Source organism: Allobosea sp. R86505, assembly GCF_042466375.1.
GTDB lineage: Bacteria > Pseudomonadota > Alphaproteobacteria > Rhizobiales > Beijerinckiaceae > Allobosea.
The window spans coordinates 4,068,710-4,092,349 of record NZ_JAXHPY010000001.1 but is presented as its reverse complement, the minus strand read 5'-3'; the positions used below and the strand labels follow the sequence as shown (position 1 = coordinate 4,092,349).

Sequence of the window (23,640 nt, the reverse complement as noted above, 5' to 3'; positions counted from 1 at the left end):
AAGCCCGAGCATGACGTCGTCTCCCGCGCCTCCCTTGTCATGAGATGCTCGGGTCGAGCCCGAGCATGACGGGCGAAATTCCCGTTCACCCATTTCCCTCAAATGCCTCGAAAATCCGGGCCGCCGCTGCTAGGACAACGCCCGTAACAGGATGAAGCCGCCGTGCCCGCGACCGCTGCCAGCATCGAGACCGTGATCGCGCTGTTTGCGCGCGAGGGCTATGCCCGCGCCGAGCCGGCGATCCTGCAGCCCGCCGACGTCTTCCTCGATCTCTCGGGCGAGGACATCCGCCGCCGCATCTTCATGACGCAGGACTCTGACGGCCGCGACTGGTGCCTGCGGCCGGAATACACCATTCCCGTCGCGCTCGATCACATCGCGTCTCGCCGCACCGAGCCGGCGGCCTATGCCTATGCCGGCCCGGTCTTCCGCATGCGCTCGGGCGAACCCGGCGAATTCGCTCAAGCCGGCATCGAATCCTTCGGCCGCGACGACTTTGCCGCCACCGATGCCGAGATCATGGCGCTGACGGTCGAGGCCACCGCCGCGCTCGGCCTCGCAAGCCCTAAGATCCTGATGGGCGACGTTGCGCTGCTCGGCGCGCTGCTGGACGGGTTGTCGGTTCCGGCCGGCGCGCGCCGCCGCCTGATGCGCGCCGTCGTGCAGGGCCGCGGCACGGACGCCGTCGAGGCGCTCGATCCCCCGGTCGCCACCGGCGAGGCCGCCCATGCCGGCCTGCTCAAGGCGCTGGAAGGGCAGGACCCCAAGGCGGCGAAAGCCTTCGTCGAGGACGTGCTCTCCATCGCCGGGATCTCGACCGTCGGCGGGCGCAGCGCCTCCGACATCGCCGAGCGCTTCCTGGCGCGCGCCGCCGAGCGCGAGAACCCGGTCAATGGCGACGTCAAGGCGCTGCTGGCGCAGGTGCTGGCGATCAAGGGCGATCCCGACACGGCCTCCGCCGCTTTGCGCGCGCTCGCCGACCAGGCCTCGCTCGATCTCGGCCGCGAACTCGACGCCTTCGACGAGCGTACCGGCTTCCTCGCCGTGCGCGGCGTCGATGTCGGCGCGATCGGTTTTCAGGCCGCCTTCGCCCGCAATCTCGACTACTACACCGGCTTCATCTTCGAGCTTCACGACGAAGGCCGCGGCGACGGCAAGCCGGTCGCCGGCGGCGGCCGCTACGACCAGGTGCTCGGGCGCCTCGGTGCGGCCGCGCCGATTCCGGCCGTCGGCGCCTCGATCTGGCTCGAGCGCCTGGCGGGAGACGCCGCATGACCGACACGTCCTCGAATGATGCCCCGCTGGTTCTCGCCGTGCCCTCCAAGGGACGGCTTCAGGAGAACGCCACCGCCTTCTTCGGCCGCGCCGGGCTGAAATTCGTCAAGTCGCGCGGCGAGCGCGACTATCGCGGCACGATCGCCGGCGTCGAAGGCGCCGAGGTCGCCTTTCTCTCAGCCTCCGAGATCGTCGCGCAGCTCGCCTCGGGCGCCGCCCATCTCGGCATCACCGGCGAAGACCTCGTGCGCGAGCAGGTCGCGGATGCCGATGCCGCGGTGGAGATGCTGACCCCGCTCGGCTTCGGCCATGCCAATGTCGTCGTCGCCGTGCCGCAGGCCTGGATCGATGTGCGGACGATGGCCGATCTCGACGACGTCGCCTCCGCGATGCGCAGCCGCCAGGGCCGCAAGCTCCGCGTCGCCACGAAATACGTCAATCTGACCCGCCGCTTCTTCGCCCGTCACGGCCTCGCCGATTACCGCATCGTCGAGAGCCTGGGCGCGACCGAGGGCGCGCCGGCCGCCGGCACGGCCGAGATCGTCGTCGACATCACCACGACGGGTGCGACGCTCGCCGCCAATGCGCTGAAAATCCTCGATGACGGCGTGATGCTGGCCTCCGAGGCCAATCTCGTCGCCTCCGTCCGCGCGCCCTGGGGCGAGCGGGCGAGGGCGGCCGCCAACGCCATCCTGTCGCGCATCGCGGCCGAGGAGGAGGCGCGCTCCGTGCGCGAGATCCGGGCGACGCTCGGCGCCTCGTCCGACACGCTCGGCGATCTCGGCGCCCTGTTCGGCGCGCGGCTGCCCTTCGGCGCGAGCCCGGCCGGTGGCGTGCTGACGGTGCATTGCCCGGAGAAGGCGGTCTTCGCGCTGGTCGAGCATCTCGCCGCCGCGGGCGCCGACGACGTCACGGTCTCCGCACCGGCCTATGTCTTCCGCAAGGCCAATCCGCTGATCGAACGCCTGCACTCGCGCCTCTGAGCGCCACTCGCGCGGCTCGGCGCTCGCCTCCAAGCGAGGCCGCCGCTGGGGGGCAGGCGGCCTCGCCGGTCGCTGACGGCTCCGGGGGTATGAAGCCGTCCGCTGGACGACGTCACGCGGACGTGTGAGCCGATACGCCGGCAGCCGCCCCCTGAATGCAGCCACGGACACGAAATTCTGTTTCTCGCCCATCGTTTCGACATGGTCGCCTGCGATGACGCCGGCGCGGGAGAGCGATGCGGCGCAGCTTCGCGGTTGATCGCGGCGCGATAGGCGGCTACGCGCTTTCCCACGAGGCCGGCGATGCGTTAGGGTCGCCCGGACATTTCAGGTTCGACGACCGGGTAAGACGATCATGATTCGACGCCTTGGCTATGCCGCCATCCTCGCCGCCATAGCCACGCCCATGCTGATGCCGACCGATGCGCAGGCGCAGCGTCGCCAGCCGATGCCGTCGCGCGAGGAACTCGGCACACCACAGCCGGCGCCGGTTCAGCAGCAGGAGAAGACCTTCCCGCTCGGCGCGGCCTGGACCGTGGTCTCGCTCAATGGCAAGCCGGTTGGCGACCGCCGCGCCACGCTGCAGGTGGACGCCAATCTGCGCGGCACCGGCTTCGGCGGCTGCAACACCTTCTCGGCCTCGGCCTATCCGCTGCGCCAGCAGGGCTTCGCGGTCGGCCCGCTCGCGCTGACCAAGCGCAGCTGCGACAAGGGGCTGTCGGAGTTCGAGCGCGCCTATCTCACGGCGCTGCGCGGCGCCCGCAACTGGGACCTCGTCGAGGGCAAGCTCGTCCTGAAGGGCGTGGCCGGCGAACTGCGCCTCGATCGCGCGCTCTGATCCGGCACCCCGCCCGCTGAGCCGGGACGCATCGCAGCCGGACTGTGGTGTGCCTGCCGTCTTCCGGATGCGCCGGTGTTCACGGGCTCCAGGCCCGTCGCTCACACGACGTCCCAAAATGACCGCGCGCTCCGGGCAAGCGCAGCCCGCTTTCGGCCTCAGGCCTCGGCGGGTGCCTTCGCCGGCATGCGCGGCGTGAATGTGCCGTCCGGATTCGGCTCCATCGTCACCACCGCATCGTGCATTTCGCGCAGCGTCGAGCGATGGCCGATCGAGATCACGCGGGTCTGCGGCAGGATCTCGTCGATCGTGGCATAGATCTCGTTCTCGAGCTTTTCGTCGAGCGAGGCGGTCGCCTCGTCGAGGAAGAGCCAGTCGGGCTTGGCCAGCAGGGCGCGGGCAACCGCCAGCCGCTGTTGCTCGCCGCCTGACAGGCGCTGGCCCCAGAAATCGATCTCGTCGAGGCGATCACGGAGATGGCCGAGGCGGACCTTGTCCATCGCCTCGCGGATGGCGGCATCGTCATAGGCGCCCGCTTCCGCCGGATAGGCCAGCGCGGATCGCAATGTCCCCTGCGGCAGATAGGGTCGCTGCGGCAGCAGCATGATCTGCGCATCCGCGGGAATACCGACCTGCCCCTCGCCGAAGGGCCAGATGCCGGCGATGGCGCGAAACAGCGTCGACTTGCCCGAGCCGGACGGGCCGACCACCAGCGTCCGCCGCGCCTGGCCGAGATCGAGACTGTCGACGCGCACGATCGGCGCGCCATTGGGCAGCGTCAGCGTGGTCGCGCCGATATGGACGTCCGCGTCGGGGCCGCTCAGGCGATGCAGCCCCGCCTCGCCGGTGGTTGCGGCCTGCGCCTCGGCGATCGCCGCCTCGAAGCTCGTGAGACGGTTGATTGACGCGATATAGGAGGCGATCGCCTGGTAGCGGTCGATGAAGAAGGACATCGCCGTCTGGACACGGTCGAAGGCACCCGCCACCTGCGTCATGATGCCCAGCGTGATCCGGCCCGAGAAATAGTGCGGCGCCAGAAGGATGTAGGGCACCACGACGTTCGCCTGGTTGAAGGAGTAGGTGAAGCTCCCCAGCCGCAGCCTCGCCCAGACCAGCCGGTAGAAGTTCTCCACGATGTCGCCGAAGCGGCCGCTGAGATGGCGCTGCTCGGAGGCTTCGCCGCGCATCAGCGCGATCTGCTCGGAATACTCACGCAGCCGGGCGAGGGAGAAGCGGAAATTCGCCTCGCGGCGCTCCTGCTCGAACTCGAGCGAGATCAGCGGCTTGCCGATCGCATGCGCGATCCAGGTCGCCACGACCGAATAGATCAGCGCCATCCAGAAGATGAAGCCGGGGATCGAGATGTCGGTGCCGGGCACCACGCTGGCGACGGGGATCGACCAGAGGATGATCGAGAAGGAGACGAGGGTCGAGATCTGCGTCAGCAACGGCAGCGCGAAGTTGTAGGTCTGGTTGACGAAGGCGCGCGTGTCTTCAGCGATGCGCTGGTCCGGGTTGTCGGCGCTGCCGGCGAGCGCGACCCGGTAGTGGTTGGCGTCGCGCAGCCAGATGCGGCTGAAGCTCTCGGCCATGTGGCGGCGCCAGCGGATGAGCAGCGTGTAGTTCGCGAAGAGCTCGATCAGGTTCGAGACGATGAAGATCGCCGCCCAGACGCTGAAGACGTAGATGAGCTGATACCAGAAGCTCGCCGCGTCCTTCTCCTGGATCGCGTTGTAGAAATCGCGGTTGAAGAAGGACAACCGTAGCGAGATGCCGACCTGCAATTGGTTGAGCACCACGAGGAAGACCAGCAGCAGCACGCCCAGCCGCCCCGTCGCAATACTGAACGGGCCGATCGGCCAGAGCTTGGCGGTGGTGGTTTGCGTCTCCTCGAAGAAGGGGGACGCCAAGCGCGCGATCCGCCGGATCGCCGGCACAAAGGAGATGGCGTAGACGATGATGCCGAAGACGCCGATCGTGATCGGCAGGCTCGGAGGCGGGATCAGGGCCCGCAGCCCGGCCGGCCAGTAACCTGCCTGGCCGAGCAGCGCGACCGCGCCCGTCAGCACGTACTCGACGGCGAAGATGACGGAGAAGATCCTCAGGAAGGTGGCGATCGTCTGCGCCCGGAAGGTCGCCAGGGCCAGCAGCACACCGACGACGCCTAGGCCGATCGCACCGGCGCTGCCGCTCTGCTGGCCCACCACGAGCGCGACGAGGGCGAGCGCGGCGACGGCGAAACTCAACGGACGCATCGGCTGATCCTGACCAAGGCTGGAATCGCGGCGAAACCCGCGAGCGCGACCATGTCGCAGCCGATGCGGCCGTTCAATGGCGCAGCGTCAAGATGAGCAAATTGTCATGCCGCGATGGGCCCGCCGCAATGAAACAGGCCCGGCGCGAGCCGGGCCTGGCCGTGTCGGTGAAGGCAAGCGGTTCAGCCGCCGGGCTTCTGCTTGCGGCGTGCGTCCAGCTCTTCGGTCACCGCGATGACGTCGAGATAGTCTTCGTGCTTGGCCGGCGCATAGGTCGAGACCTGGCCGTCGGTGAAGGTCCTGAACACCTCGGGAGCGGCGGTCTTCATCGCCATCATCGCCGCGACGAAGTCGCGCTTCAGGCCTTCGGGCAGGTTGGCCCGGGTCGAGAACGGGCTCGCCGGGATCAGCGGGGAGGTCCAGATCACGCGTGTCGAGCCCTGTGGGATCATCGCCTTGTTGGTGAGCCGCTGCACCACGCCGGAGTTTTCGTTGACCTGGAAGGTCGCGACGGCCTCGAACTGGCCGCGCACCAGCGCGAGCACCGAATTGTCGTGGCTGCCGGAGAAGACCGTGCCGCTGAAATGCGTGGCCGGGTCGAAACCCTGCTTGCGCAGATAATAGGACGGGAAGGCGTAGCCGGAGGTCGAGTTGGGGTCGGCGAAGGCGAAATTCTTGCCCTTGAGATCGGCGACGGTCCGGTAGGGGCTGTCGGCGCGCACGACGATGACGGAGAAATAGCCCTCCTGGCCGTTGTTGTCGACGTCGCGGAACAGCGGCTGCAGCTTGTCGCCGAGCACCCGCCGGCCGAGCGAATAGACGGCGGGTCCGAAGCGCGAGAATTCGAGCTGGTCGGCGCGCATCGCCTCGACGAGGCCGGCATAGTCGCTGACCCGGTAGAGCTTGACGGGCACGCCGAGCGTCTTGCTGAGATAGTCGATGACGGGCTGGGTGCGGGCCAGCGCGGCCGCTTCGTTCTCCGCCGAGGACACGCCGAAGCGGATTTCCTTGACGGTCTGGCGCCAGTCCGCCTGGGCGAAGGCCGGCAGGGTCACGGCCGGCAGGGTCAGGGAACCGCCGAAGCCGGCGAGAAGGGTGCGGCGCGTGAGCATGGGTGGCCTCCGGCGAGTGGGAAGGCGTCGTCATGCGCTGGTTCTGCGTCGCTGCCGTTACGGAGCGATGTCGCTGGTGTGACGCAACGGCCGCGTCGCCTGTTGTCGAGCCTCGTCCGCCCTCCGACAAAAGAAAAGGCCCGGCTTGCGCCGGGCCTTCCCTAACTTCGCAGGAGCGAAGGCGGGCTTCCTCAGAAGTCCATGCCGCCCATGCCGCCGCCGCCCATCGGGGGCATCGGGGAGTCCTTCTTCGGGAGCTCCGCGATCATCGCCTCGGTGGTGATCAGCAGGCCCGCGATCGAAGCGGCGTCCTGGATGGCGGTGCGCACGACCTTGGTCGGGTCGATGATGCCGGCCTTGACCAGATCGCCGTACTCGCCGGTCTGGGCGTTGTAGCCCCAGGCGTAGTCCTTCGACTCCAGCAGCTTGCCGATCACGACCGCGCCGTCACCGCCGGCGTTGTCGACGATCTGACGGGCCGGGGCCATGATCGCCTTGCGGACGATCTCGACGCCGGTCTTCTGGTCGTCGTTCTGGGTCTTGAGCGACTTGACCGAGGAGAGCGCGCGCAGCAGGGCGACGCCGCCACCCGGCAGGATGCCCTCTTCCACGGCCGCGCGGGTCGCGTTCAGGGCGTCGTCGACGCGGTCCTTCTTCTCCTTGACCTCGACCTCGGTCGCGCCGCCGACGCGGATGACCGCGACGCCGCCGGCGAGCTTGGCCAGACGCTCCTGCAGCTTCTCGCGGTCGTAGTCCGAGGTGGTCTCCTCGATCTGCGCCTTGATCTGCGAAACGCGGGCCTCGATGTCCTTCTTCTTGCCGGCGCCGTCGATGATCGTGGTGTTCTCCTTCTCGATGCGCACCTTCTTGGCGCGGCCGAGCATCTGGAGGGTCACGGTCTCGAGCTTGATGCCGAGGTCTTCCGAGATCATCTGGCCGGCGGTCAGGATCGAGATGTCCTCGAGCATGGCCTTGCGGCGATCACCGAAGCCCGGAGCCTTGACGGCCGCGACCTTCAGGCCGCCACGGAGCTTGTTGACGACGAGCGTGGCGAGAGCCTCGCCCTCGACGTCCTCGGCGATGATGAGCAGCGGCTTGCCGGTCTGCACCACGGCCTCGAGGATCGGCAGCATCGCCTGGAGCGAGGACAGCTTCTTCTCGAAGATCAGGATGTAGGGGTCTTCCAGCTCGGCGACCATCTTCTCCGAGTTGGTGATGAAGTAGGGCGAGAGGTAGCCACGGTCGAACTGCATGCCCTCGACGACGTCGAGCTCGGTCTCGGCGGTCTTGGCTTCCTCGACGGTGATGACACCCTCGTTGCCGACCTTCTGCATGGCGGTCGAGATCATCTTGCCGACCGACTCGTCGCCATTGGCGGAGATCGTGCCGACCTGCGCGACTTCGGCGTTCGAGGTGACCTTCTTCGAGTTCTTCTTGAGGTCGGCGACGATCGCCTCGACGGCGAGATCGATGCCGCGCTTCAGGTCCATCGGGTTCATGCCGGCCGCGACCGACTTGGCGCCCTCACGGACGATGGCCTGGGCCAGGACCGTGGCGGTCGTGGTGCCGTCGCCGGCATGGTCGTTCTGACGGGACGCGACTTCGCGAACCATCTGGGCGCCCATGTTCTCGAACTTGTCGGCGAGCTCGATCTCCTTGGCGACGGTGACGCCGTCCTTGGTGATGCGGGGAGCGCCGAACGACTTCTCGATCACGACGTTGCGGCCCTTGGGACCGAGCGTGACCTTGACCGCGTTGGCGAGGATGTCGACGCCGCGCAGCATCTTGTCGCGCGCATCGGTGGAAAAGCGGACTTCTTTGGCAGCCATGAGAGCTACTCCTTGGAATGCAAACGGAAAGGGAAAGTCAGGCGGCTGTCAGCCGATGACGCCCATGATGTCGGATTCCTTCATGATCAGGAGGTCCTGACCATCGATCTTCACCTCGGTGCCGGACCACTTGCCGAAAAGGACGCGGTCGCCCTTCTTGACGTCCAGGGCCACGAGCTTGCCAGCGTCGTCGCGGGCGCCGGGACCGACGGAGACGACTTCACCCTCTTGGGGCTTTTCCTTGGCGGTGTCGGGGATGATGATGCCACCCTTGGTCTTCTCTTCGCCATCAAGGCGGCGGACCACAACGCGGTCATGCAGCGGACGGAACTTCATGGTTCTGTCTTCCTCTCGGTACAAATTCGATGCGGGCCTCAGGATCCGCCCGCGCGGGCATCTGTTAGCAGTCCCTATTGGCGAGTGCTAACCGATGGCGCGGAGATAGGGCTGCCCCCTCCCGGAGTCAAGAAAACAACCACGGGAATGACGCGGCCTCGGGCGCTGATGGTGAATGCGGGGGAGTCCGGGCCCGGCCCCGGGACTTGGCGGCTGCCAAGCCGGGCGGAAGGCGCTACCATGGCGTTCATGACCACCCCCGATCCGTTGCCCGCCACGCCCGAGCTCCTCGACGACATCGCCCGCACCTGCGTCGCGCTGCATGTGCGCATGACGGCGCGCGCCGTGACCCGCGCCTATGACGAGGCGATGCGCTCCAGCGGCCTGAAGATCACCCAGTTCGTCCTGCTCTCGGCGCTGAGCACAGGCGCCTGGCGCTCGGTGACCGAACTGGCGGAGCGCTTCGCGTTGGAGCGCACCTCGCTGACCCGGAATCTCCAGTTGCTCGCGGCCGAGGGGCTGATCGAGCCGGTCGCCTGCAAGGGCAGGGCCTCGATCTATGGCGTGACGCCGAAGGGGCGGGCCGCCATCGACGCGGCGATCCCGCACTGGCGCGCCGCGCAGGAGCGGATCGAGGGCGGGCTCGGGCAGGACGACTGGAGCCAGATGCGCGACCGTCTCAAGGCGTTGCGGCGCGTGGCGCGCGGAGCCGGCTGACGACGGCTTGACCGGGCCTCGGATGAGCCCTTATCGTGTAGATACACGAAATTGAGGACCGGCCATGTCGCGCGACGTCGGAGTGGTATCGCGGGAGACGCTGCTGGCGGGCAGCGGCCTCGATTTCCTGCGCGGCATGATCGAAGGCCGCCATCCCGGCCCGCCTTTCGCCGATGCGATGGATCTCGATCTCGTCGAGGTGGAGGAGGGCAGGGTGGTCTTCACCGGCCGTCCCTCGGCGCGTTTCTTCAACCCGCTCGGCACGGTCCATGGCGGCTGGACCGCGACGATCCTCGATTCCGCCATGGCCTGCGCCACCCATGCGACGCTGAAGCCCGGCGAGGGCTACACCACCCTGGAGATGAAGCTGAACTATGTCCGCCCGGTCATGCCCGAGAGCGGCATCGTGCGCTGCGAGGGCAAGGTCATCCACCGCGGCGGCACGGTGGCGACCAGCGAGGGAAGGTTGCTCGACGCGCGGGGCAAGCTGCTCGCGCATGGCACCGAGACCTGCGTGATCTTCCCGGCGCGGGTGCCGCGGTGAGCCGCGCTACCTCCGGCTGATCGCGATCGCGCCGGCGACGATCAGCACCGCGCCCGCATAGGTCGTGATCAGCGGCACCTCGTCGAAGAAGGCATAGCCGAGCAGGCTCGCCCAGATCAGCGCGGTGTATTCCAGCGGCGCCAGACGCGAGGCTTCCGCCCGCGCGAAGGCCGAGGTCAGGGTCAGATGCCCGGCGACCCCGAGCGCGCCCGCCGCGAGATAGATCAGGAGATCGGCGGCGCTCAGCGGCACGAAGGCGAGCGCGGCGGGCACAGCCAGCAGCAGGGCCGGCCCGCAGTTCTGGAAGGCGACGATGACCGCCGGATGCTCCTTCAGCGCGATGCGCCGCAGCAGGATCAGGTTGAAGGCATAGGTCACGGCCGAGAACAGGGCCGCGGCCACGCCGAGCCCGGCGCCGCTGACCTGCCCCTGCAGCCGCGGCCAGACCATCACGAGCATGCCCGCGACGCCGAAGCCGAGCGCCTGCCAGATCCGCGCGTCCATCTTCTCCTTCAGCAGCACCCCGCCGAGAAGCGCCACGAAGACGGGCGCGAGGAAGGCGAGGGTCAGCGCCTCCGCCAGCGGCAGGACCGAGATCGAGTAGAAGAAGCTGCCCGCCGTCAGCACCACGACCGGCACGCGCACGCTGTTGCCGATCACGCTGGCGCGCGTCGGCGCGGGCGGCCGCGCGATGGCCAGCACCACGAGCGCGCAGACGCCGCCCATCGCGAAGCGCATGAACAGCGCCAGGATGAAGGGATGCTCCTGCATCTGCGCCTTGATCACCGCGTCCATGACGGTGAGCAGCGCGATGCCCAGCAGGGCGCGCAGGGCGGGGCTGATGCTCATGGCGCAGCGCGCAGATCGAGCCGGAAATGGAACTCCCAGGTTTCGGACACGTCGGCGAGGTAGCGCTCGCCCGGCCAGCGCCGGAAGCCCAGCTTCTCGTAGAAGCGGTGCCCGCGCGCGAAGCGCGAATCCGACCACAGCATCATCTCGGAGAACCCGCCCTCGCGGGCAAAGCGCAACGCCTCGCCGAAGAGGGTCTGCGCCAGACCAGAGCCGCGGAAGGCGGGAGCGGCATAGACCTTTGTGATCTCGACCGCGTTCTGCGCGGGAACCGGCGTGGCGCCGAGCGAGGCGGCGATGCCGCCTCCCGGCGCGTCGGCGACCCAGAGCCGGCCGGCCTTGGCGGCGAAGTGGCTGGCCGGGCGGCGCAGCTCGGGGAACTCCGCCCACTCGAAGTAACAGTTCGGGTATTCGGCGAAGCTCGCCGCAATCAGCGCTGCGAGCGGCGCGGAGTCGTCGTCACGGGCCGGGCGGAGGGGAAGCGGCGGGGCGGTCATGGCGACCTCGCCATAGCCGGCTCCGCGGCCCGGCGATAGCGGCGTCGCCGCCGCCGGGCATTCGGGCCGCGCATGCGAGGCCCATCGGGCGCGTCTTCAGCCCTGTGCCGACTGGGCGCTGAGGTCCCGGGCCAGCGACACGACCGTCTCGAAGGAAATCTCGGTCCGGTCGATCCGGTCGGGGATGCCGTGAGCGGCGAAAATCGGCTGCTGCTGCGGGGTGCGACGGCAGCCCCCCATCGTCCAGGCCTGGAAGGCGCGTTCTTCGATCGGCTGGATATCGATCACTGCGACATCCCGATGCCGGTCGTCCTCGGCGATACGGGCCATCGTCGCGTCGAGCGCCTCACGAGACCCTTCGAGGACCTGCACGAAGCTGTCGCGGTCGAAGATCAGGAAGCCGGTGACGCCGGCGGCGAGATTGTTGCGGCGCGACACCGACAGGATCGCGCGCAGCGCCTGCAATTCGCTGTCGACCCGACCGGCGCGGTAGATGGAGGTGTAGACCAGTTGCTGAAGAGGTGCCGTGTTCATCGATCCGTCTCTGCGCTGGGCCATCGCCGTCCCAACGCGGTTGCCGCTTTCAGGTTCACGGCAAATGATTGCGAAACTGCGAAGGAGATGCCGAGCATCGCCGTGGCGAGCGAGAAACCCGGCCGCTGCTTGGAAAATTGCGGCCCGCCCGCTACGCCGGACTGCCGGCATGACGGATCAGTGTGGCTGAGTCGGCCACGGCCGACACGACTGGATGAAACCGGGGGCCTCGGGACGCATGATCGAGACGCGATGACGGTCCTTCTGCCTTTCGTCGTCAATGCCGCGTTGAACTTCGTTCTCGGGCTTCTGATCGCCTTTTTCCTCGGGCCGGCGGAATTCGGCCGCTATGCGATCGGCGCCGCCATCATCGTCCTGGTCAACACGGCGATGATGGACTGGATCCGGCTCTCGGCCGTGCGCTTCTATTCGCTGCGCAGCCGCGAGACCGAGCCGGAAATCCGCGCGACGCTGGATTTGCTGGTCGCCGGAATCAGCATCACGCTCTGCGCGCTGCTCGTCGTCGCCGTGGTCGCGGGGTTCGATCTGCGCATGCCGGCGATGATGCTGTCGGCGGCCGTGCTGGCCGGCATCGGGGCCGGCCTGTTCGACTATCATGGCGCCATTGCCCGGGCGCGCTTCCTCGATGCGGCCTATGCCCGGCTGGTGATCGTCAAGAACCTGCTCGCGCTGGTCCTGATGGTGGGCGGTGCCTGGCTGACGAAGGACCCTACCGTGGTGCTGTTCGGGGGGCTGGTCAGCGCCGCCGTGGCGCTGGTGTCGGTCAGGCGCCGGCTTGCCGACGCGCCGCTGTCGCTGACGGCCGCCCGTGCGGATCTCGCCTGGACCTTCGCGCGCTACGCCCTGCCGATCGTCGCGGGCAACGCGGTCTATTCGCTGATCCCGCTGCTGAACCGCTCGCTGATGGCGGGCGCGCATGGCTTCGCCGAGGCCGGCTATTTCTCGCTCGCCTCGGATATGGGCTTGCGTCTCTTCGGAACGCTGGGCGCGACGCTCGAGATCGTGCTCCTGCGCGAGGTCATCCGGCTCGACGAAACCCGCGGCCGGCGCGCCGCACAGCGGCGGATATCCGCCAATCTGGTGATCGTCCTGGCCGTGGCGCTGCCGGCGGCCATCGGCTTCGCCCTGGCGCTGCCCGCTTTCGACCGGCTGCTGGTGCCGCCGAGCTTCCAGGGCCGCTTCTCCGCCTATATGGCGCCGCTGCTGCCCGGCTTCGTCGCGCTGACCATCTTTCAGGCCGGGCTCTACCCGGTCTTCCTGCTCGAGAAGCGCACGCTGGTGACGACGCTGGCGGCGCTGGTCGCGCTCCTCGTCAATGTCGCCGTGCTCGCCGCCTTCGGGGCGGGTCAGCCCTCCGCCTATGCGCTGGCGCAGATGGCGGCGTTCCTCGTCGTGCTCGCCATCACGGCGGTGGCGGCGTTGCGAATCCTGCCGGTGATGCCGCCGCTGAGGGACTGCGGCGCGATCCTCCTGGCGGTCGCCGCGATGGCGCTGGCGATCTGGCCGCTGCAGGGGCGCCTGCCCGCCGCAGTCGAACTGGCGCTGCAGGTCGGCATCGGCGCGCTCGTCTATGGCGGCGTGATCCTGGCCTGCGACGTGGCGCGTTCGCGGACCCTGCTGGGGCTGTGGTGGGCATCCCGCCGCGCGCGCAGGCCCTGACCGCGAGACCGGGCCCGGCCGACGGAAACCGTTCCTTCACCCTGTCTCTTCGGGCGATGATAAGGTTAATCCCTCGAATTCGATCGATCGGCGCAGCAAAGACTTGGGAAACCATAAGGATTCACCATTCCTTTGAAACGGGCGCCTCAGGCTTCGCAGAGTCGATGCCGAGGTGTTTGTGTCATGCGTCCCGTTTTGTCCGTCTCGTTGCTCGTGCTCGCTGGCGCGCTGGCCGGCCCGGCCCCTTCCTGGGCCCAGGGCTATTATCCCGATCCGATGACGACCGCCTCGTCGCCGCGAGGCCAGTATGGCGGTGGTTTCATCGAACTGCTGATGACCGGGCGGGACCCGAGCCCGCGGGGGGGCGTGGTCTACAACCGGCCCGGCGCGTCGGCCTATGGCCACAGCGCGCGTCCGGCCGCGGGCTACGAGGCCGATCCCTTCGGTCAGTCCGCCCGCCCGGCCGCCAACGGCCGCCGGGTCGCGGCGCTCGGCCAGCCGCTGGAGATGGAGCGCCCGATCGAGCGCGTCATCGACCCCCGCTTCCGCAAGCAGGAGGTCGCCTATGAGGGACCTCACAAGCCGGGCACGATCATCATCGACACGCCCCAGCGCTTTCTGTTTCTGGTCCAGCCGAACGGGCGCGCGCTGCGCTACGGCATCGGCGTCGGCCGGCCGGGCTTCTCCTGGGCCGGCATGAAGACCGTCAGCCGCAAGGCCGAATGGCCGACCTGGACGCCGCCGCCGGAAATGCTGAAGCGCCGGCCCGATCTGCCGCGCTTCATGCCGGGCGGGCCCGAGAACCCGATGGGTGCGCGCGCACTTTATCTCGGCTCCTCGCTCTACCGCATCCACGGCACGAACGAGCCGCACACGATCGGGCAGGCGGTCTCCTCGGGTTGCATCCGCATGACCAATGACGACGTCCAGGATCTCTACGAGCGCGTCCGCGTCGGCGCCAAGGTCCTGGTGATCTGAGCGGGTTCCCGCCAAAGAAAAACCCACCCGGCGCGAGCCGGGTGGGTGTCCTGTCGCGTCTGCTTGAGACCGCTGCGCCGTGTCAGGCCCAGCTGTCGTCGTCGCCGCCGTCGAACAGGCTGGAGCCGTCGTCATAGCCGGCATCCTGCGCGTCGCCATGGGCGGCCTGCTGATAGTTCGCCTCGTTCGACGACCCGTCGTCATAGGCGGCGGGTTGCGCCTCGGCACCGCTGCCCTGTGCTTCGCCGGCCGTCTCGGCCGGTTTCGCCTCCGCAGCCTTCGCCGCTCCGCCGCCGAAGGCGTTGCTGAGCACGCTGCCGAGCATCATGCCGCCGGCGACGCCGGCTGCCGTGGTCAGGGCCGTCGCCATGAAGCCGCCACCGCGGCCCGGAGCCTGAGCCCCCGCATTGCCCCAGGGACCCGGCTGCTGCTGGCCCGGTCCCGGCGGCATGCCAGGCCCGGGCTGAGCACCGCCCGCCGCCGCCATCATGCCCGGGCGCTGGCCCGACCACGCCGAGCCGGCGCCTTCGGGCGCCGCCCGCTGTGGGAAGGACGGCACGGAGCGAGGCCGTGGCGCCGTGGCGCCGCCGCCGAAGATGCCCGACAGGAAGCCCCCGTTCTGCGCCGGGGCCTCGGCCTGCTGACGGCTCTCGAGGTCCCGCAACTGGGCCTGCAGGTCATCCACCTGCGCCTGCAGGTTGGTCAGGGCGGTCTCCTGTACATAGACCGCCTGCGCCATCGCATAGGGAGCGTAGGGCTGCTCGCGCAGCCGCTCGGCGATGTAGTTTTCAGCCTCGGGGTCGCGGGGCTGGTTGGCCGCCTGTTTCAGGCGGTCGAAAATCCCGGCGATCACGTCGCGTTCCTGCGGCGTCATCGTCATCTCCTCTCATGTCGGGCGGCGCGGATTGCGTCGCCTGACGAGAGGTGGGGGGCGCCTGTGACGGTATCAAGGCGCGGCCCGGCGGCTCACGGCCGCGCGCTGGTCACGTCGCCGTCAGATGCTGCTGGGTTCCGAGGTGAACTCGTCGAAGCTCTCCCCCGGCTGCGGCGTCAGCAACTGCCCGCGGTTGAGGACGACCACCGTCGTGCCGGTCGGGACGCGGCTGTGCAGATCGATGATGTCCTGGTTGAACAGCCGGATGCAGCCGCTCGAGACGGACTGGCCGATCGACCATGGCTCGGTCGTGCCGTGGATGCGGTAGAGCGTGTCGCGGTTGCCCTGATAGAGATAGAGCGCGCGCGCGCCCAGCGGGTTGTCGAGGCCGGGCTCCATGCCGCCGGCCCAGGGGCCGTTCTTCTCGGGATCGCGGGCGATCATCGCAGCGGTCGGCGTCCAGCGCGGCCAGGCCGCCTTGCGGGCGATCGTCGCGCGACCGCGCCAGGACATGCCCTGCTTGCCGACGCCGATGCCGTAGCGGATCGCACGCCCGTTCTCGCGAACGAGATAGAGATACTTGTTGTCGGTATCGACGATGATCGTGCCCGGCTGCTCGCGCGTGGGGTAGGCCACCTCGCGCCGCAGGTATCGCGGGTCCACCTCGGAGATGTCGGTCGCCGGCAGCGGGAACTGTTCGTCGGGACGCTCGCCATACATCGCCAGATATTCGGCGCTGACCCCATAGCCCCGTGCCGAGACCACCTCATAGGGCTGCTGAGGGCCCGACACGCAGCCAGCCAGCGCGAACGGCATCATCAGCAGCGTCGCTCGCCGCGACGGGCGGGCGAGGGAGGACGGCAGGGAGGCGACGGTGGTCTCGACGGACATGAAGTGGGGCTCTTCTTTATTGATCTTGCGGACGCGGCTGAACAACGGCGGAAAGGCAACGACGTTCCACGGATGACGCCGGCCATGACCTTCAAGTCACATCGCATGGCTGTGAGGTGAACGCGACACGGCGAAATTATGGCGATCAGCCACTGTGGCGTCAGCGCAACAGACCTCTTCGGACATCGACCAAGCGAAGAGGTGCCTCAGCTGCGATTGCCCTTGAAATGGTTTCAAATGGAACCGTAGGGCGTGTTTTCAGTCGAAATATCACCATTTTAAGCAATTCTTCACATGATTGATTAAGTCTAAATCCAACGTTGGCGGAAGACATAACGGCACCCCCGGTGCCGTTTCGTATCGCCGACCGAGCATCACGCCTAGCCTACCGCTTCTATTGAATTGATTGGTGCGCCTCCGTTCGCGCTGCTGGCCAACCGGCGCCGTCTGATCCCGTCTGTGTCGTGCATGGTGCATGACGAGCCGGGGGCGACGCCGCTTCGAACCCGGGTTTCTCGATGAAAAAGCTCCTCTCTCTCCGTCTGCCGATCGCCACACGCCTTGCTCTTCTCGGGGTCTTCTTCGTCGGGATCGCCGTGGCCGCCTCGGTGATCGTGTCGCTGCAAGCAGCCGAGAAGGCCATGCGCGAACGGGCCCAGGCCAGCCTCGCGGTCAACGTCAATCTGCTGCGCGACATCGTGACGGCCAAAGGCGAGCCGCGCCTCGACGGCGACAAGCTCTATTTCGGCAACGAGTTGATGAACGGCAATTTCGCCGCCGTCGACAAGGTCAAGGCTCTCGCAGGCAGCGTGGCGACGATCTTCATGGGCGACGTCCGGATCGCCACCAACGTGCAGAAGCCGGATGGCGGGCGTGCGGTCGGCACCAAGCTCGCGCCGGGCACAGCCTATGACACGGTGCTCAAGCAGCGGCAGACCTATTCGGGTGCGGCCGACATTCTCGGGCAGCCCTATTTCACCATCTATGAGCCGATCATCCAGAAATCCGACAACCGGGTCGTCGGCATTCTGTTCGTCGGCATCAAGCAGGCGGATTTCACCAGCGTCATCAGCGAGATGGTCACGTCCAACGTGATTGCGGGCCTTCTGATCGCGCTCGCCGCAGGCGTTGCCCTGTTCCTGCTCGTCCGCCGGATGATGAAGCCGCTCGGCAGCCTCAAGGCCGCGATGGAGCGTCTGGCCGCCGGCGACCTCGTGACAGCCGTGCCGACCTTCCGTGCCGGCGAGTTCGCCGAAATGGCCGGGGCTGTCGACGTCTTGCGCGCCGCTGCCATCGAGAAGGAGCGCCTCGAGGCGGATGCGGTCTCCCAGGCCGGCCTGATGGACGAGAATCGCCGTTCCTCGGAAGCGGAGCGCCAGGCCGCCGCGCAGCAGCGCCTGCAGCAGGCCCGTGAACTCGAAAAGGTGGTCGATGCCCTCGCGGCGGGGCTCGCCGAACTGTCCGAGGGCAACCTGACCCATCGCATCGGGGCGGACATCCCGACCGAGTACGCGAAGCTGCGCGACGACTTCAACGCGACGGTGGACCGTCTCTCCTCCACCGTCAGGACGATCCAGACGACCTCGGCCGAAGTCGGGCTGGCGGCGCGCGAGATCAACACCGGAGCCAACGACCTTTCGAAGCGCACCGAGGAGCAGGCTTCCTCGCTGGAGGAGACGGCGGCGACGACCGAAGAACTCGCCGCCTCGGTGAAGGCCTCCGCCCAGGCCTCGCGGAACGCCGCGGCGATCTCGGACGAGGCGATGAAGGCAGCGCAGGCCGGCGGCGCCATCGCCGGGAAGGCGGTCGACGCCATGGCCCGCATCGAGGACGCCTCGACCAAGATCTCCGACATCATCCGGGTGATCGACGACATCGCCTTCCAGACCAACCTGCTCGCGCTCAACGCGGCGGTGGAAGCGGCCCGCGCCGGCGATGCCGGCAAGGGCTTCGCCGTCGTCGCCTCCGAGGTGCGCACCCTGGCGCAGCGTTCGGGTGAAGCGGCCAAGGACATCTCGGCGCTGATCTCGTCCTCGAACACCGAGGTCGGCGAGGGCGTGAAGCTCGTGCGCCAGGCCGGCGAGCAGCTCAGTCAGATCCTGGCGGCCTCTGAGAAGGTGGCGGCAACGATCGCGGAGATCTCGGCGGCCTCGGGCGAGCAGGCCAACGGCATCGACGAGATGAGCCAGGCGGTCGCGCATCTCGACGAGATGACCCAGCAGAACGCGGCTCTTTCCGAGGAGAGCGCAGCCTCTGCGGGATCCCTTTCCGATAAGATCGCTCAGCTCAACGACCTCGTGGCGACGTTCCGCACCGGTCACGAGCGCGCGGCCGCTGCTCCGGCCTACAAGCCGGCCTCCGAGCCGGCCCGTCTGCGGCAACTGGCCCACGCCGCCTTTGCGCAGACGAAAGCCCCGGCGGCGCGCGCGCCCGCACCGTCCCCGATGCCAGCGGCTCCGGCCCGCAAGGTCGCCAACAGCCGCGCCGGCGACGCCGGCTGGGAAGAGTTCTGATCCGGCGCAAGCCCCGCCACGTCCTGGCAGAAGCCGCCTCGCCTCGAACGGGCGCAGACCTCCGGGTCTGCGCCCGTTGCATTTTCGCGCGACCGCCTTGCTGCCGGAGGCATCGACATCCCGACCTTTGCGCGACTATGCAGGCTTGAGGCTCGGCCGCGGGGGAGATGTCGATGAGCAGCAATCTGAGGGTCGACGGTGCGCGGCTCATGTCCCGGCTCATGGCCCTGGCGACCATTGGCGCGACGCCGGAAGGCGGCTGCCGCCGCCTCGCTTTGACCGACGAGGACCGGCAGGGCCGCGACTGGCTGGTCGCCGAGATGACCGCGCTCGGCCTTGATGTGAAGGTCGACGCGGTCGGCAACATCGTCGGCATCCTCAAGGGCAGGGAGGAGGGGCCGGCCGTCATCCTGGGCTCCCATATCGACACCGTCGGTACCGGCGGGCGCTATGACGGTGCGCTCGGGGTCATCGCCGGCGTCGAGGTGCTGGCGACGCTGCGCGATGCCGGCCTCGTGCCCAGGCGCGACCTCGCCGTCATCGCCTTCACCAATGAGGAGGGCGCCCGCTTCCACCCGGACATGCTGGGCTCCTATGTCTGGGCGGGCGGCATGAGCGTCGAGGCCGCCCATGCCGAGCAGGATGCCGAAGGCGCCGTGCTCGGCACCGAGCTCCGGCGGATCGGGTATGAGGGGCAGGAACAGCCGGGCTTCCTGCCCGCGCACGCCTATCTCGAACTTCATATCGAGCAGGGGCCGGTTCTGGAGAGCGAGGGCGGCGGGCTCGGCGCGGTCACCGGCATCCAGGCGATCTGCTGGCTCGAACTGACGCTGAAGGGCCGGCCCAGCCATGCCGGCACCACGCCCATGGCCTATCGCAAGGATCCCGGCCTCGCCGCCGCGCGCATCAATGTCTACGCCAACGACCTGACCCGCGCGATACCCGGTCAGCTCGCCAATAGCGGCGTGATCCGCGTGCAGCCGGCCAATGTCAATGTCGTGCCCGAGACCGTCGTGATGACGCTCGATCTCCGTAATCCCGACGACGCCGCACTGGCGCGCGCGGAAGCCTCGGTGCGAGCCTACTGTGCAGAGATCGCGGCGCGCCACGGCATCGAGATCGCCTTCCGCGACCTCGCGCGCTTCCCGGCCACGCCTTTCACCGAGACGCTGATCGAAACGGTGGAGCAGAGTGCGACGGAACTCGGCCTGCCGATCCGGCGGATCATCTCCGGCGCGGGCCATGACGCGCAGATGATGTCGCGCCTCTGCCCGACGGCGATGGTCTTCATTCCCTCGATCGGGGGGCTCTCGCACAATCCGGCCGAGTTCAGCACGCCCGACGACATCGCTTCGGGAGCCAACGTCCTGCTCAACGCGGCCTGGCGGGTGGCCAACGCCTGAGCGCGCAGCGGCAGGGCGCGCGACGCATCAGGAGCGCCCGATGGCTCCCGGCTTGCTTGCCGGGCTCGCCGTGACCACAGGACAATCCGGCAAGACGCAGACAGGATAAGCCCATGACGACGATCGCCTCGCTCTCCGCCGCCGAACTCGGCCCGCTCTTCGCGGCCCGCTGCCTGTCACCGGTCGAGGTCGCCAAGGATGCGCTGGAGCGGATCGAGCGCTTCGAGCCGCAGATCAACGCCTTCGTGGTGCGCGACGCCGAAGCGACGCTCGCCATGGCGGAAGCCTCCCAGGCGCGCTGGCTCAAGGGCGAGCCGCTGGGGCCGCTGGATGGGGTCCCCGTCACCATCAAGGACAATATCGGCGTGGCGGGCTGGCCGATGCGGCGCGGCTCGGCCGTCGCCTCCGACGCAGCCTTCGCCGAGGACGCCCCCGCGACGGCTCGCCTGCGCGAGGCCGGCACCGTCTTCCTCGGCAAGACGACCATGCCGGAATATGGCTGGAAGGGGGTCGGCGATTCCCCGCTTTCCGGCATCACCCGCAATCCCTGGAACATCGCCACCGGCCCGGGCGGCTCCTCGGCCGGCGCGGCCTCCTGCGCGGCGCTCAACCTGGGCTGCCTCCATCTCGGCACGGACGGGGCCGGCTCGGTGCGCATCCCCGCCGCCTTCACCGGGGTTGTCGGGCTGAAACCGACCTATGGCCGAATCCCGGCCTGGCCGGTCTCGACGATGGGCTTCCTCGCCCATCTCGGCCCGTTGACCCGCACCGTGACCGACTGCGCGCTCGCCATGAACGCGATCGGCCGCTCCGACATCCGCGACATGACGGCGATGATCGATCGCGCGCCGGACTATGTCGACGGGCTCAAGGGCGGCGTGAAGGGCCTGCGGCTGGCCTGGTCGCCGACGCTCGGCCGCGACGTGCCGGTCGATCCGGAGATCGCCGCGTTGACCCGCGCCGCGGCGCTGGCCTTCCGCGAACTGGGCGCGACCGTCGAGGAGGTCGATCCCGGCTTCGACGACCCGATCGAGACCCTGATGACGATCTGGTCGGCGGGCGCTGCCCTCGCGCTCCGCTCGGCCGGCCCGGCCGAGCGCGCTCGCATGGACCCCGGCCTCGTCGCCGTCGCCGAACAGGGCGACAAGGTCGCGGGGGCGGCTTACGTCGATGCGCTGCTGAACCAGCGCAACCTCCTTGCGCACAAGATGGCGCAATTTCATGCACGCTTCGATCTGCTGCTGACGCCGACGCTGCCGCTGCCGGCCTTCGAAACAGGCCGCAACACCCCCGGCCACGGCGCCTATGGCGACGACTGGACCCGCTGGACGCCCTTCACCTACCCCTTCAACATCACCCAGGCCCCGGCGATCTCGCTGCCCTGCGGGCTGACTGGCGCGGGTTTGCCGGCGGGACTGCAACTCGTCGGCGCCTTCGGGCGGGACGCGCTGGTGCTGCGTGCCGCGGCAGCCTTCGAGACCGCGCGGCCCTTCGCCCGGATCGACGCGCCGTTCGGTTCGAACTGAGCTGGATAGCCAATCCGCCTGCGAATGAGGCAGGCGGCGACGGCCGCATGCGAGCTCGGGCTTCGCTGAACTGCAAAAAAAAATTCTGAGCCCCGAAACAGCATCCCGGCGCGCCGATCAGGCGAAAATTGCAACCAGTCCCGTTTGGCACGATGCGTGCAGGCGGTTCGGCGGCTGCGGATGGCCGGTCAGACGAGTTGTCACGGCAGATTTTTCTGCCCAAACTCGCGCCAAGGTCGCCCGTCGAGAGGTTGCCGTTTCAGGGGAGAGAATGATGGACCGCAGAACATTTCTGAAGAGCGCCGCCGGAACGGGCGCGCTCGCCGCAGCCGGCGGCCTCGCCATGCCGGCCCTGGCCCAGGGAGCGGCTGCGGCAAAGACCCTGCGCTTCGTGCCCCAGGCCAATCTCGCGAATTTCGACCCGATCTGGGGAACCCAGTACGTCGTGCGCAACGCCGCGCTGCTGGTCTGGGACACCCTCTACGGCATCGATTCGAAGTTCCAGCCGCAGCGCCAGATGGTCGAGAGCGAGACCGTCTCGGCCGACGGCCTGACCTGGACCTTCAAGCTGCGCCCGGGCCTGAAGTTCCATGACGGTGCGCCCGTCACCTCGAAGGATGTCGTCCAGAGCCTCAAGCGCTGGCAGGCCCGCGATCCGATGGGCCTCATGATCAAGGCGATCGAGGTCGAGCTGTCGCCGGTCGATGACATGAGCTGGAAGTGGGTGCTCAACAAGCCCTATCCGAAGATGCTGCTGGCGCTCGGCAAGAACAACTCGCCCTGCACCTTCATCATGCCGGAGCGCATCGCCAAGACCGATCCGTTCACCCAGATCACCGAATATATCGGCTCTGGCCCGATGAAGTTCGTCCGCAACGAATGGGTGCCCGGCGCCAAGGCGGTGTTCGAGAAGTTCGCCGACTACAAGCCCCGCTCCGAGAAGCCCGACTGGCTCTCCGGCGGCAAGGTCATGAATTTCGACCGCATCGAATGGGTGATCATGCCCGATCCGGCGACGGCTGCCGCCGCGCTGCAGAACGGCGAGGTCGACTGGTGGGAGACGCCGCTGGCGGATCTGGTGCCCGTTCTCAAGCGGAACGCCAACATTAATGTCGATATCGGCGATCCGCTCGGCAATATCGGTGCCTTCCGCATGAACCACCTGCACCCGCCCTTCAATAACGTGAAGGTGCGCCAGGCGGTCATGACGGCGCTGAACCAGGAAGACTACATGCGCGCCATCATCGGCGACGATGACAAGCTCTGGAAGCCGATGGCCGGCTTCTTCACCCCTGGCACGCCCCTCTACACCGAAGAGGGCGGCGAAATGATGAAGAAGAAGAGCGTCGCCGAGGCCAAGAAGCTGCTCGCCGAGTCCGGCTACAAGGACGAGCCCGTGATCTGCGTCGTCGCGCAGGATATGACCGCGACCAAGGCGATGGGCGATGTCACGGCCGAACTGCTGAAGAGCATCGGCATGAAGGTCGACTTCGTGGCGACGGACTGGGGAACGGTCGGTGCCCGCCGCGCCCAGAAGACGGCACCCGGGCAGGGTGGCTGGAGCATGTTCCACACCTGGCATGCCGGTGCCGACTGCGTGAACCCGGCTTCCTACACCGCCGTGCGTGCCAATGGCGACAAGGCCTGGTTCGGCTGGCCCAACGTCCCCGCGGTCGAGACGGAGGTGACGAACTGGTTCGCCGCCAAGGACATGGCCGAAGAGAAGGCGGCGATGGGCCGCCTCAACAAGGCCGCCGTCGAGAACGTCGTCTTCTGCCCGACGGGCTTCTACCTCGGCTACCAGGCCTGGCGGAAGAACGTCTCGGGCGTCACCAGCGGGCCGTTCCCGGTGCTCTGGGGCGTCTCCAAGGCCTGACCGGACAAGGGGGCGCCTCAGGCGCCCCCTTGTCCGCGAGGCGGCGCGCCGCTGCGTGCCGCCTCGGGCTCCTCCTCGGCGCAGCCGGTCCCGCGACCGGCGACGACCGATTTCGTTTGTAACGAAACAA

The 23,640-nt window shown here is 68.3% G+C and carries 20 protein-coding genes; 11 read left to right on the top strand and 9 right to left on the bottom strand.

Features of this window, described 5'->3' with window-relative positions:
* The first annotated feature begins 162 nt into the window (after positions 1-162).
* The 3 genes from SJY11_RS19770 to SJY11_RS19760 all read left to right on the top strand — a co-directional run bounded on the left by SJY11_RS19770 (position 163) and on the right by SJY11_RS19760 (position 3,096).
* Positions 163-1,275 (top strand): ATP phosphoribosyltransferase regulatory subunit, encoded by a 1,113-nt coding sequence (locus SJY11_RS19770; protein ID WP_376988447.1) that lies wholly within the window; start codon positions 163-165, stop codon positions 1,273-1,275.
* Positions 1,272-2,258 (top strand): ATP phosphoribosyltransferase, encoded by a 987-nt coding sequence (hisG, locus tag SJY11_RS19765; RefSeq protein ID WP_376988446.1) that lies wholly within the window; start codon positions 1,272-1,274, stop codon positions 2,256-2,258. The genes SJY11_RS19770 and hisG overlap by 4 nt, the downstream gene beginning before the upstream one ends.
* Positions 2,259-2,613: 355 nt before the next feature.
* Positions 2,614-3,096 (top strand): META domain-containing protein, encoded by a 483-nt coding sequence (locus tag SJY11_RS19760; protein WP_376988445.1) that lies wholly within the window; start codon positions 2,614-2,616, stop codon positions 3,094-3,096.
* Positions 3,097-3,254: 158 nt separating this feature from the next.
* Here SJY11_RS19760 and SJY11_RS19755 read toward each other — a convergent pair whose 3' ends face one another.
* The 4 genes from SJY11_RS19755 to groES all read right to left on the bottom strand — a co-directional run bounded on the left by SJY11_RS19755 (position 3,255) and on the right by groES (position 8,628).
* The gene (locus SJY11_RS19755) at positions 3,255-5,351 is read right to left on the bottom strand and encodes an ABC transporter ATP-binding protein/permease (protein WP_376988444.1); all 2,097 of its coding nucleotides are present in this window, start codon (positions 5,349-5,351) and stop codon (positions 3,255-3,257) included.
* A gap of 182 nt (positions 5,352-5,533) precedes the next feature.
* Positions 5,534-6,463 carry a phosphate/phosphite/phosphonate ABC transporter substrate-binding protein gene (gene phnD, locus SJY11_RS19750; protein ID WP_376988443.1) on the bottom strand — a complete coding sequence of 310 codons (930 nt, stop codon included), beginning with the start codon at positions 6,461-6,463 and terminating at the stop codon, positions 5,534-5,536.
* A 191-nt stretch (positions 6,464-6,654) separates the two neighbouring features.
* Positions 6,655-8,292, bottom strand: a complete 1,638-nt coding sequence (gene groL / locus SJY11_RS19745; RefSeq protein WP_069054407.1) for a chaperonin GroEL — start codon at positions 8,290-8,292, stop codon at positions 6,655-6,657.
* A gap of 48 nt (positions 8,293-8,340) precedes the next feature.
* On the bottom strand, positions 8,341-8,628 hold the full coding sequence (groES, locus tag SJY11_RS19740) for a co-chaperone GroES (protein WP_054143942.1): 288 nt from the start codon (positions 8,626-8,628) through the stop codon (positions 8,341-8,343).
* A 240-nt stretch (positions 8,629-8,868) separates the two neighbouring features.
* On the opposite strand from groES, the gene SJY11_RS19735 reads away from it, so the two are divergent.
* Positions 8,869-9,345, top strand: coding sequence for a MarR family winged helix-turn-helix transcriptional regulator (locus SJY11_RS19735; RefSeq protein ID WP_376988442.1), 477 nt, complete (start codon positions 8,869-8,871; stop codon positions 9,343-9,345).
* Positions 9,346-9,409: 64 nt separating this feature from the next.
* Positions 9,410-9,889, top strand: a complete 480-nt coding sequence (locus SJY11_RS19730) for a PaaI family thioesterase (protein ID WP_376988441.1) — start codon at positions 9,410-9,412, stop codon at positions 9,887-9,889.
* Between the two features lie 6 nt (positions 9,890-9,895).
* On the opposite strand, the gene SJY11_RS19725 is transcribed toward SJY11_RS19730, so the two are convergent.
* The 3 genes from SJY11_RS19725 to SJY11_RS19715 all read right to left on the bottom strand — a co-directional run bounded on the left by SJY11_RS19725 (position 9,896) and on the right by SJY11_RS19715 (position 11,940).
* Positions 9,896-10,738 carry a DMT family transporter gene (locus SJY11_RS19725; RefSeq protein ID WP_376988440.1) on the bottom strand — a complete coding sequence of 281 codons (843 nt, stop codon included), beginning with the start codon at positions 10,736-10,738 and terminating at the stop codon, positions 9,896-9,898.
* Positions 10,735-11,235, bottom strand: a complete 501-nt coding sequence (locus SJY11_RS19720; protein WP_376988439.1) for a GNAT family N-acetyltransferase — start codon at positions 11,233-11,235, stop codon at positions 10,735-10,737. Before SJY11_RS19720 ends, SJY11_RS19725 begins: the two co-directional genes overlap by 4 nt.
* A 96-nt stretch (positions 11,236-11,331) precedes the next feature.
* Entirely contained in the window at positions 11,332-11,940 is a 609-nt protein-coding gene (locus SJY11_RS19715) for a BLUF domain-containing protein (protein ID WP_376988438.1), read from the bottom strand.
* A gap of 81 nt (positions 11,941-12,021) precedes the next feature.
* On the opposite strand from SJY11_RS19715, the gene SJY11_RS19710 reads away from it, so the two are divergent.
* Positions 12,022-13,449, top strand: a complete 1,428-nt coding sequence (locus SJY11_RS19710) for a lipopolysaccharide biosynthesis protein (RefSeq protein ID WP_376988437.1) — start codon at positions 12,022-12,024, stop codon at positions 13,447-13,449.
* Between the two features lie 183 nt (positions 13,450-13,632).
* Positions 13,633-14,427 carry a L,D-transpeptidase gene (locus tag SJY11_RS19705; protein WP_376988436.1) on the top strand — a complete coding sequence of 265 codons (795 nt, stop codon included), beginning with the start codon at positions 13,633-13,635 and terminating at the stop codon, positions 14,425-14,427.
* An 82-nt stretch (positions 14,428-14,509) separates the two neighbouring features.
* Here SJY11_RS19705 and SJY11_RS19700 read toward each other — a convergent pair whose 3' ends face one another.
* Both SJY11_RS19700 and SJY11_RS19695 read right to left on the bottom strand, forming a co-directional pair.
* Entirely contained in the window at positions 14,510-15,301 is a 792-nt protein-coding gene (locus tag SJY11_RS19700; protein WP_376988435.1) for a DUF2076 domain-containing protein, read from the bottom strand.
* A gap of 120 nt (positions 15,302-15,421) precedes the next feature.
* Positions 15,422-16,192 carry a L,D-transpeptidase gene (locus SJY11_RS19695; protein WP_376988434.1) on the bottom strand — a complete coding sequence of 257 codons (771 nt, stop codon included), beginning with the start codon at positions 16,190-16,192 and terminating at the stop codon, positions 15,422-15,424.
* Positions 16,193-16,710: 518 nt separating this feature from the next.
* On the opposite strand from SJY11_RS19695, the gene SJY11_RS19690 reads away from it, so the two are divergent.
* The 4 genes from SJY11_RS19690 (at position 16,711) to SJY11_RS19675 (ending at position 23,510) form a co-directional block, all read left to right on the top strand.
* Positions 16,711-18,705, top strand: a complete 1,995-nt coding sequence (locus SJY11_RS19690) for a methyl-accepting chemotaxis protein (RefSeq protein WP_376988433.1) — start codon at positions 16,711-16,713, stop codon at positions 18,703-18,705.
* 173 nt (positions 18,706-18,878) lie between these two features.
* Entirely contained in the window at positions 18,879-20,108 is a 1,230-nt protein-coding gene (locus SJY11_RS19685; RefSeq protein WP_376988432.1) for a Zn-dependent hydrolase, read from the top strand.
* Positions 20,109-20,221: 113 nt separating this feature from the next.
* Entirely contained in the window at positions 20,222-21,634 is a 1,413-nt protein-coding gene (locus SJY11_RS19680; RefSeq protein ID WP_376988431.1) for an amidase, read from the top strand.
* A gap of 274 nt (positions 21,635-21,908) precedes the next feature.
* The gene (locus SJY11_RS19675; protein WP_376988430.1) at positions 21,909-23,510 is read left to right on the top strand and encodes an ABC transporter substrate-binding protein; all 1,602 of its coding nucleotides are present in this window, start codon (positions 21,909-21,911) and stop codon (positions 23,508-23,510) included.
* Positions 23,511-23,640: the final 130 nt, after the last annotated feature.

Coding starts and splice junctions, on each gene's coding strand:
- hisG (WP_376988446.1), top strand. CDS start 1,272: ATGACCGACACGTCCTCGAATGATGCCCCGCTGGTTCTCGCCGTGCCC.
- SJY11_RS19760 (WP_376988445.1), top strand. CDS start 2,614: ATGATTCGACGCCTTGGCTATGCCGCCATCCTCGCCGCCATAGCCACG.
- SJY11_RS19755 (WP_376988444.1), bottom strand. CDS start 5,351: ATGCGTCCGTTGAGTTTCGCCGTCGCCGCGCTCGCCCTCGTCGCGCTC.
- phnD (WP_376988443.1), bottom strand. CDS start 6,463: ATGCTCACGCGCCGCACCCTTCTCGCCGGCTTCGGCGGTTCCCTGACC.
- groL (WP_069054407.1), bottom strand. CDS start 8,292: ATGGCTGCCAAAGAAGTCCGCTTTTCCACCGATGCGCGCGACAAGATG.
- groES (WP_054143942.1), bottom strand. CDS start 8,628: ATGAAGTTCCGTCCGCTGCATGACCGCGTTGTGGTCCGCCGCCTTGAT.
- SJY11_RS19735 (WP_376988442.1), top strand. CDS start 8,869: ATGGCGTTCATGACCACCCCCGATCCGTTGCCCGCCACGCCCGAGCTC.
- SJY11_RS19730 (WP_376988441.1), top strand. CDS start 9,410: ATGTCGCGCGACGTCGGAGTGGTATCGCGGGAGACGCTGCTGGCGGGC.
- SJY11_RS19725 (WP_376988440.1), bottom strand. CDS start 10,738: ATGAGCATCAGCCCCGCCCTGCGCGCCCTGCTGGGCATCGCGCTGCTC.
- SJY11_RS19720 (WP_376988439.1), bottom strand. CDS start 11,235: ATGACCGCCCCGCCGCTTCCCCTCCGCCCGGCCCGTGACGACGACTCC.
- SJY11_RS19715 (WP_376988438.1), bottom strand. CDS start 11,940: ATGCCGGCAGTCCGGCGTAGCGGGCGGGCCGCAATTTTCCAAGCAGCG.
- SJY11_RS19710 (WP_376988437.1), top strand. CDS start 12,022: ATGACGGTCCTTCTGCCTTTCGTCGTCAATGCCGCGTTGAACTTCGTT.
- SJY11_RS19705 (WP_376988436.1), top strand. CDS start 13,633: ATGCGTCCCGTTTTGTCCGTCTCGTTGCTCGTGCTCGCTGGCGCGCTG.
- SJY11_RS19700 (WP_376988435.1), bottom strand. CDS start 15,301: ATGACGCCGCAGGAACGCGACGTGATCGCCGGGATTTTCGACCGCCTG.
- SJY11_RS19695 (WP_376988434.1), bottom strand. CDS start 16,192: ATGTCCGTCGAGACCACCGTCGCCTCCCTGCCGTCCTCCCTCGCCCGC.
- SJY11_RS19690 (WP_376988433.1), top strand. CDS start 16,711: ATGAAAAAGCTCCTCTCTCTCCGTCTGCCGATCGCCACACGCCTTGCT.
- SJY11_RS19685 (WP_376988432.1), top strand. CDS start 18,879: ATGAGCAGCAATCTGAGGGTCGACGGTGCGCGGCTCATGTCCCGGCTC.
- SJY11_RS19680 (WP_376988431.1), top strand. CDS start 20,222: ATGACGACGATCGCCTCGCTCTCCGCCGCCGAACTCGGCCCGCTCTTC.
- SJY11_RS19675 (WP_376988430.1), top strand. CDS start 21,909: ATGGACCGCAGAACATTTCTGAAGAGCGCCGCCGGAACGGGCGCGCTC.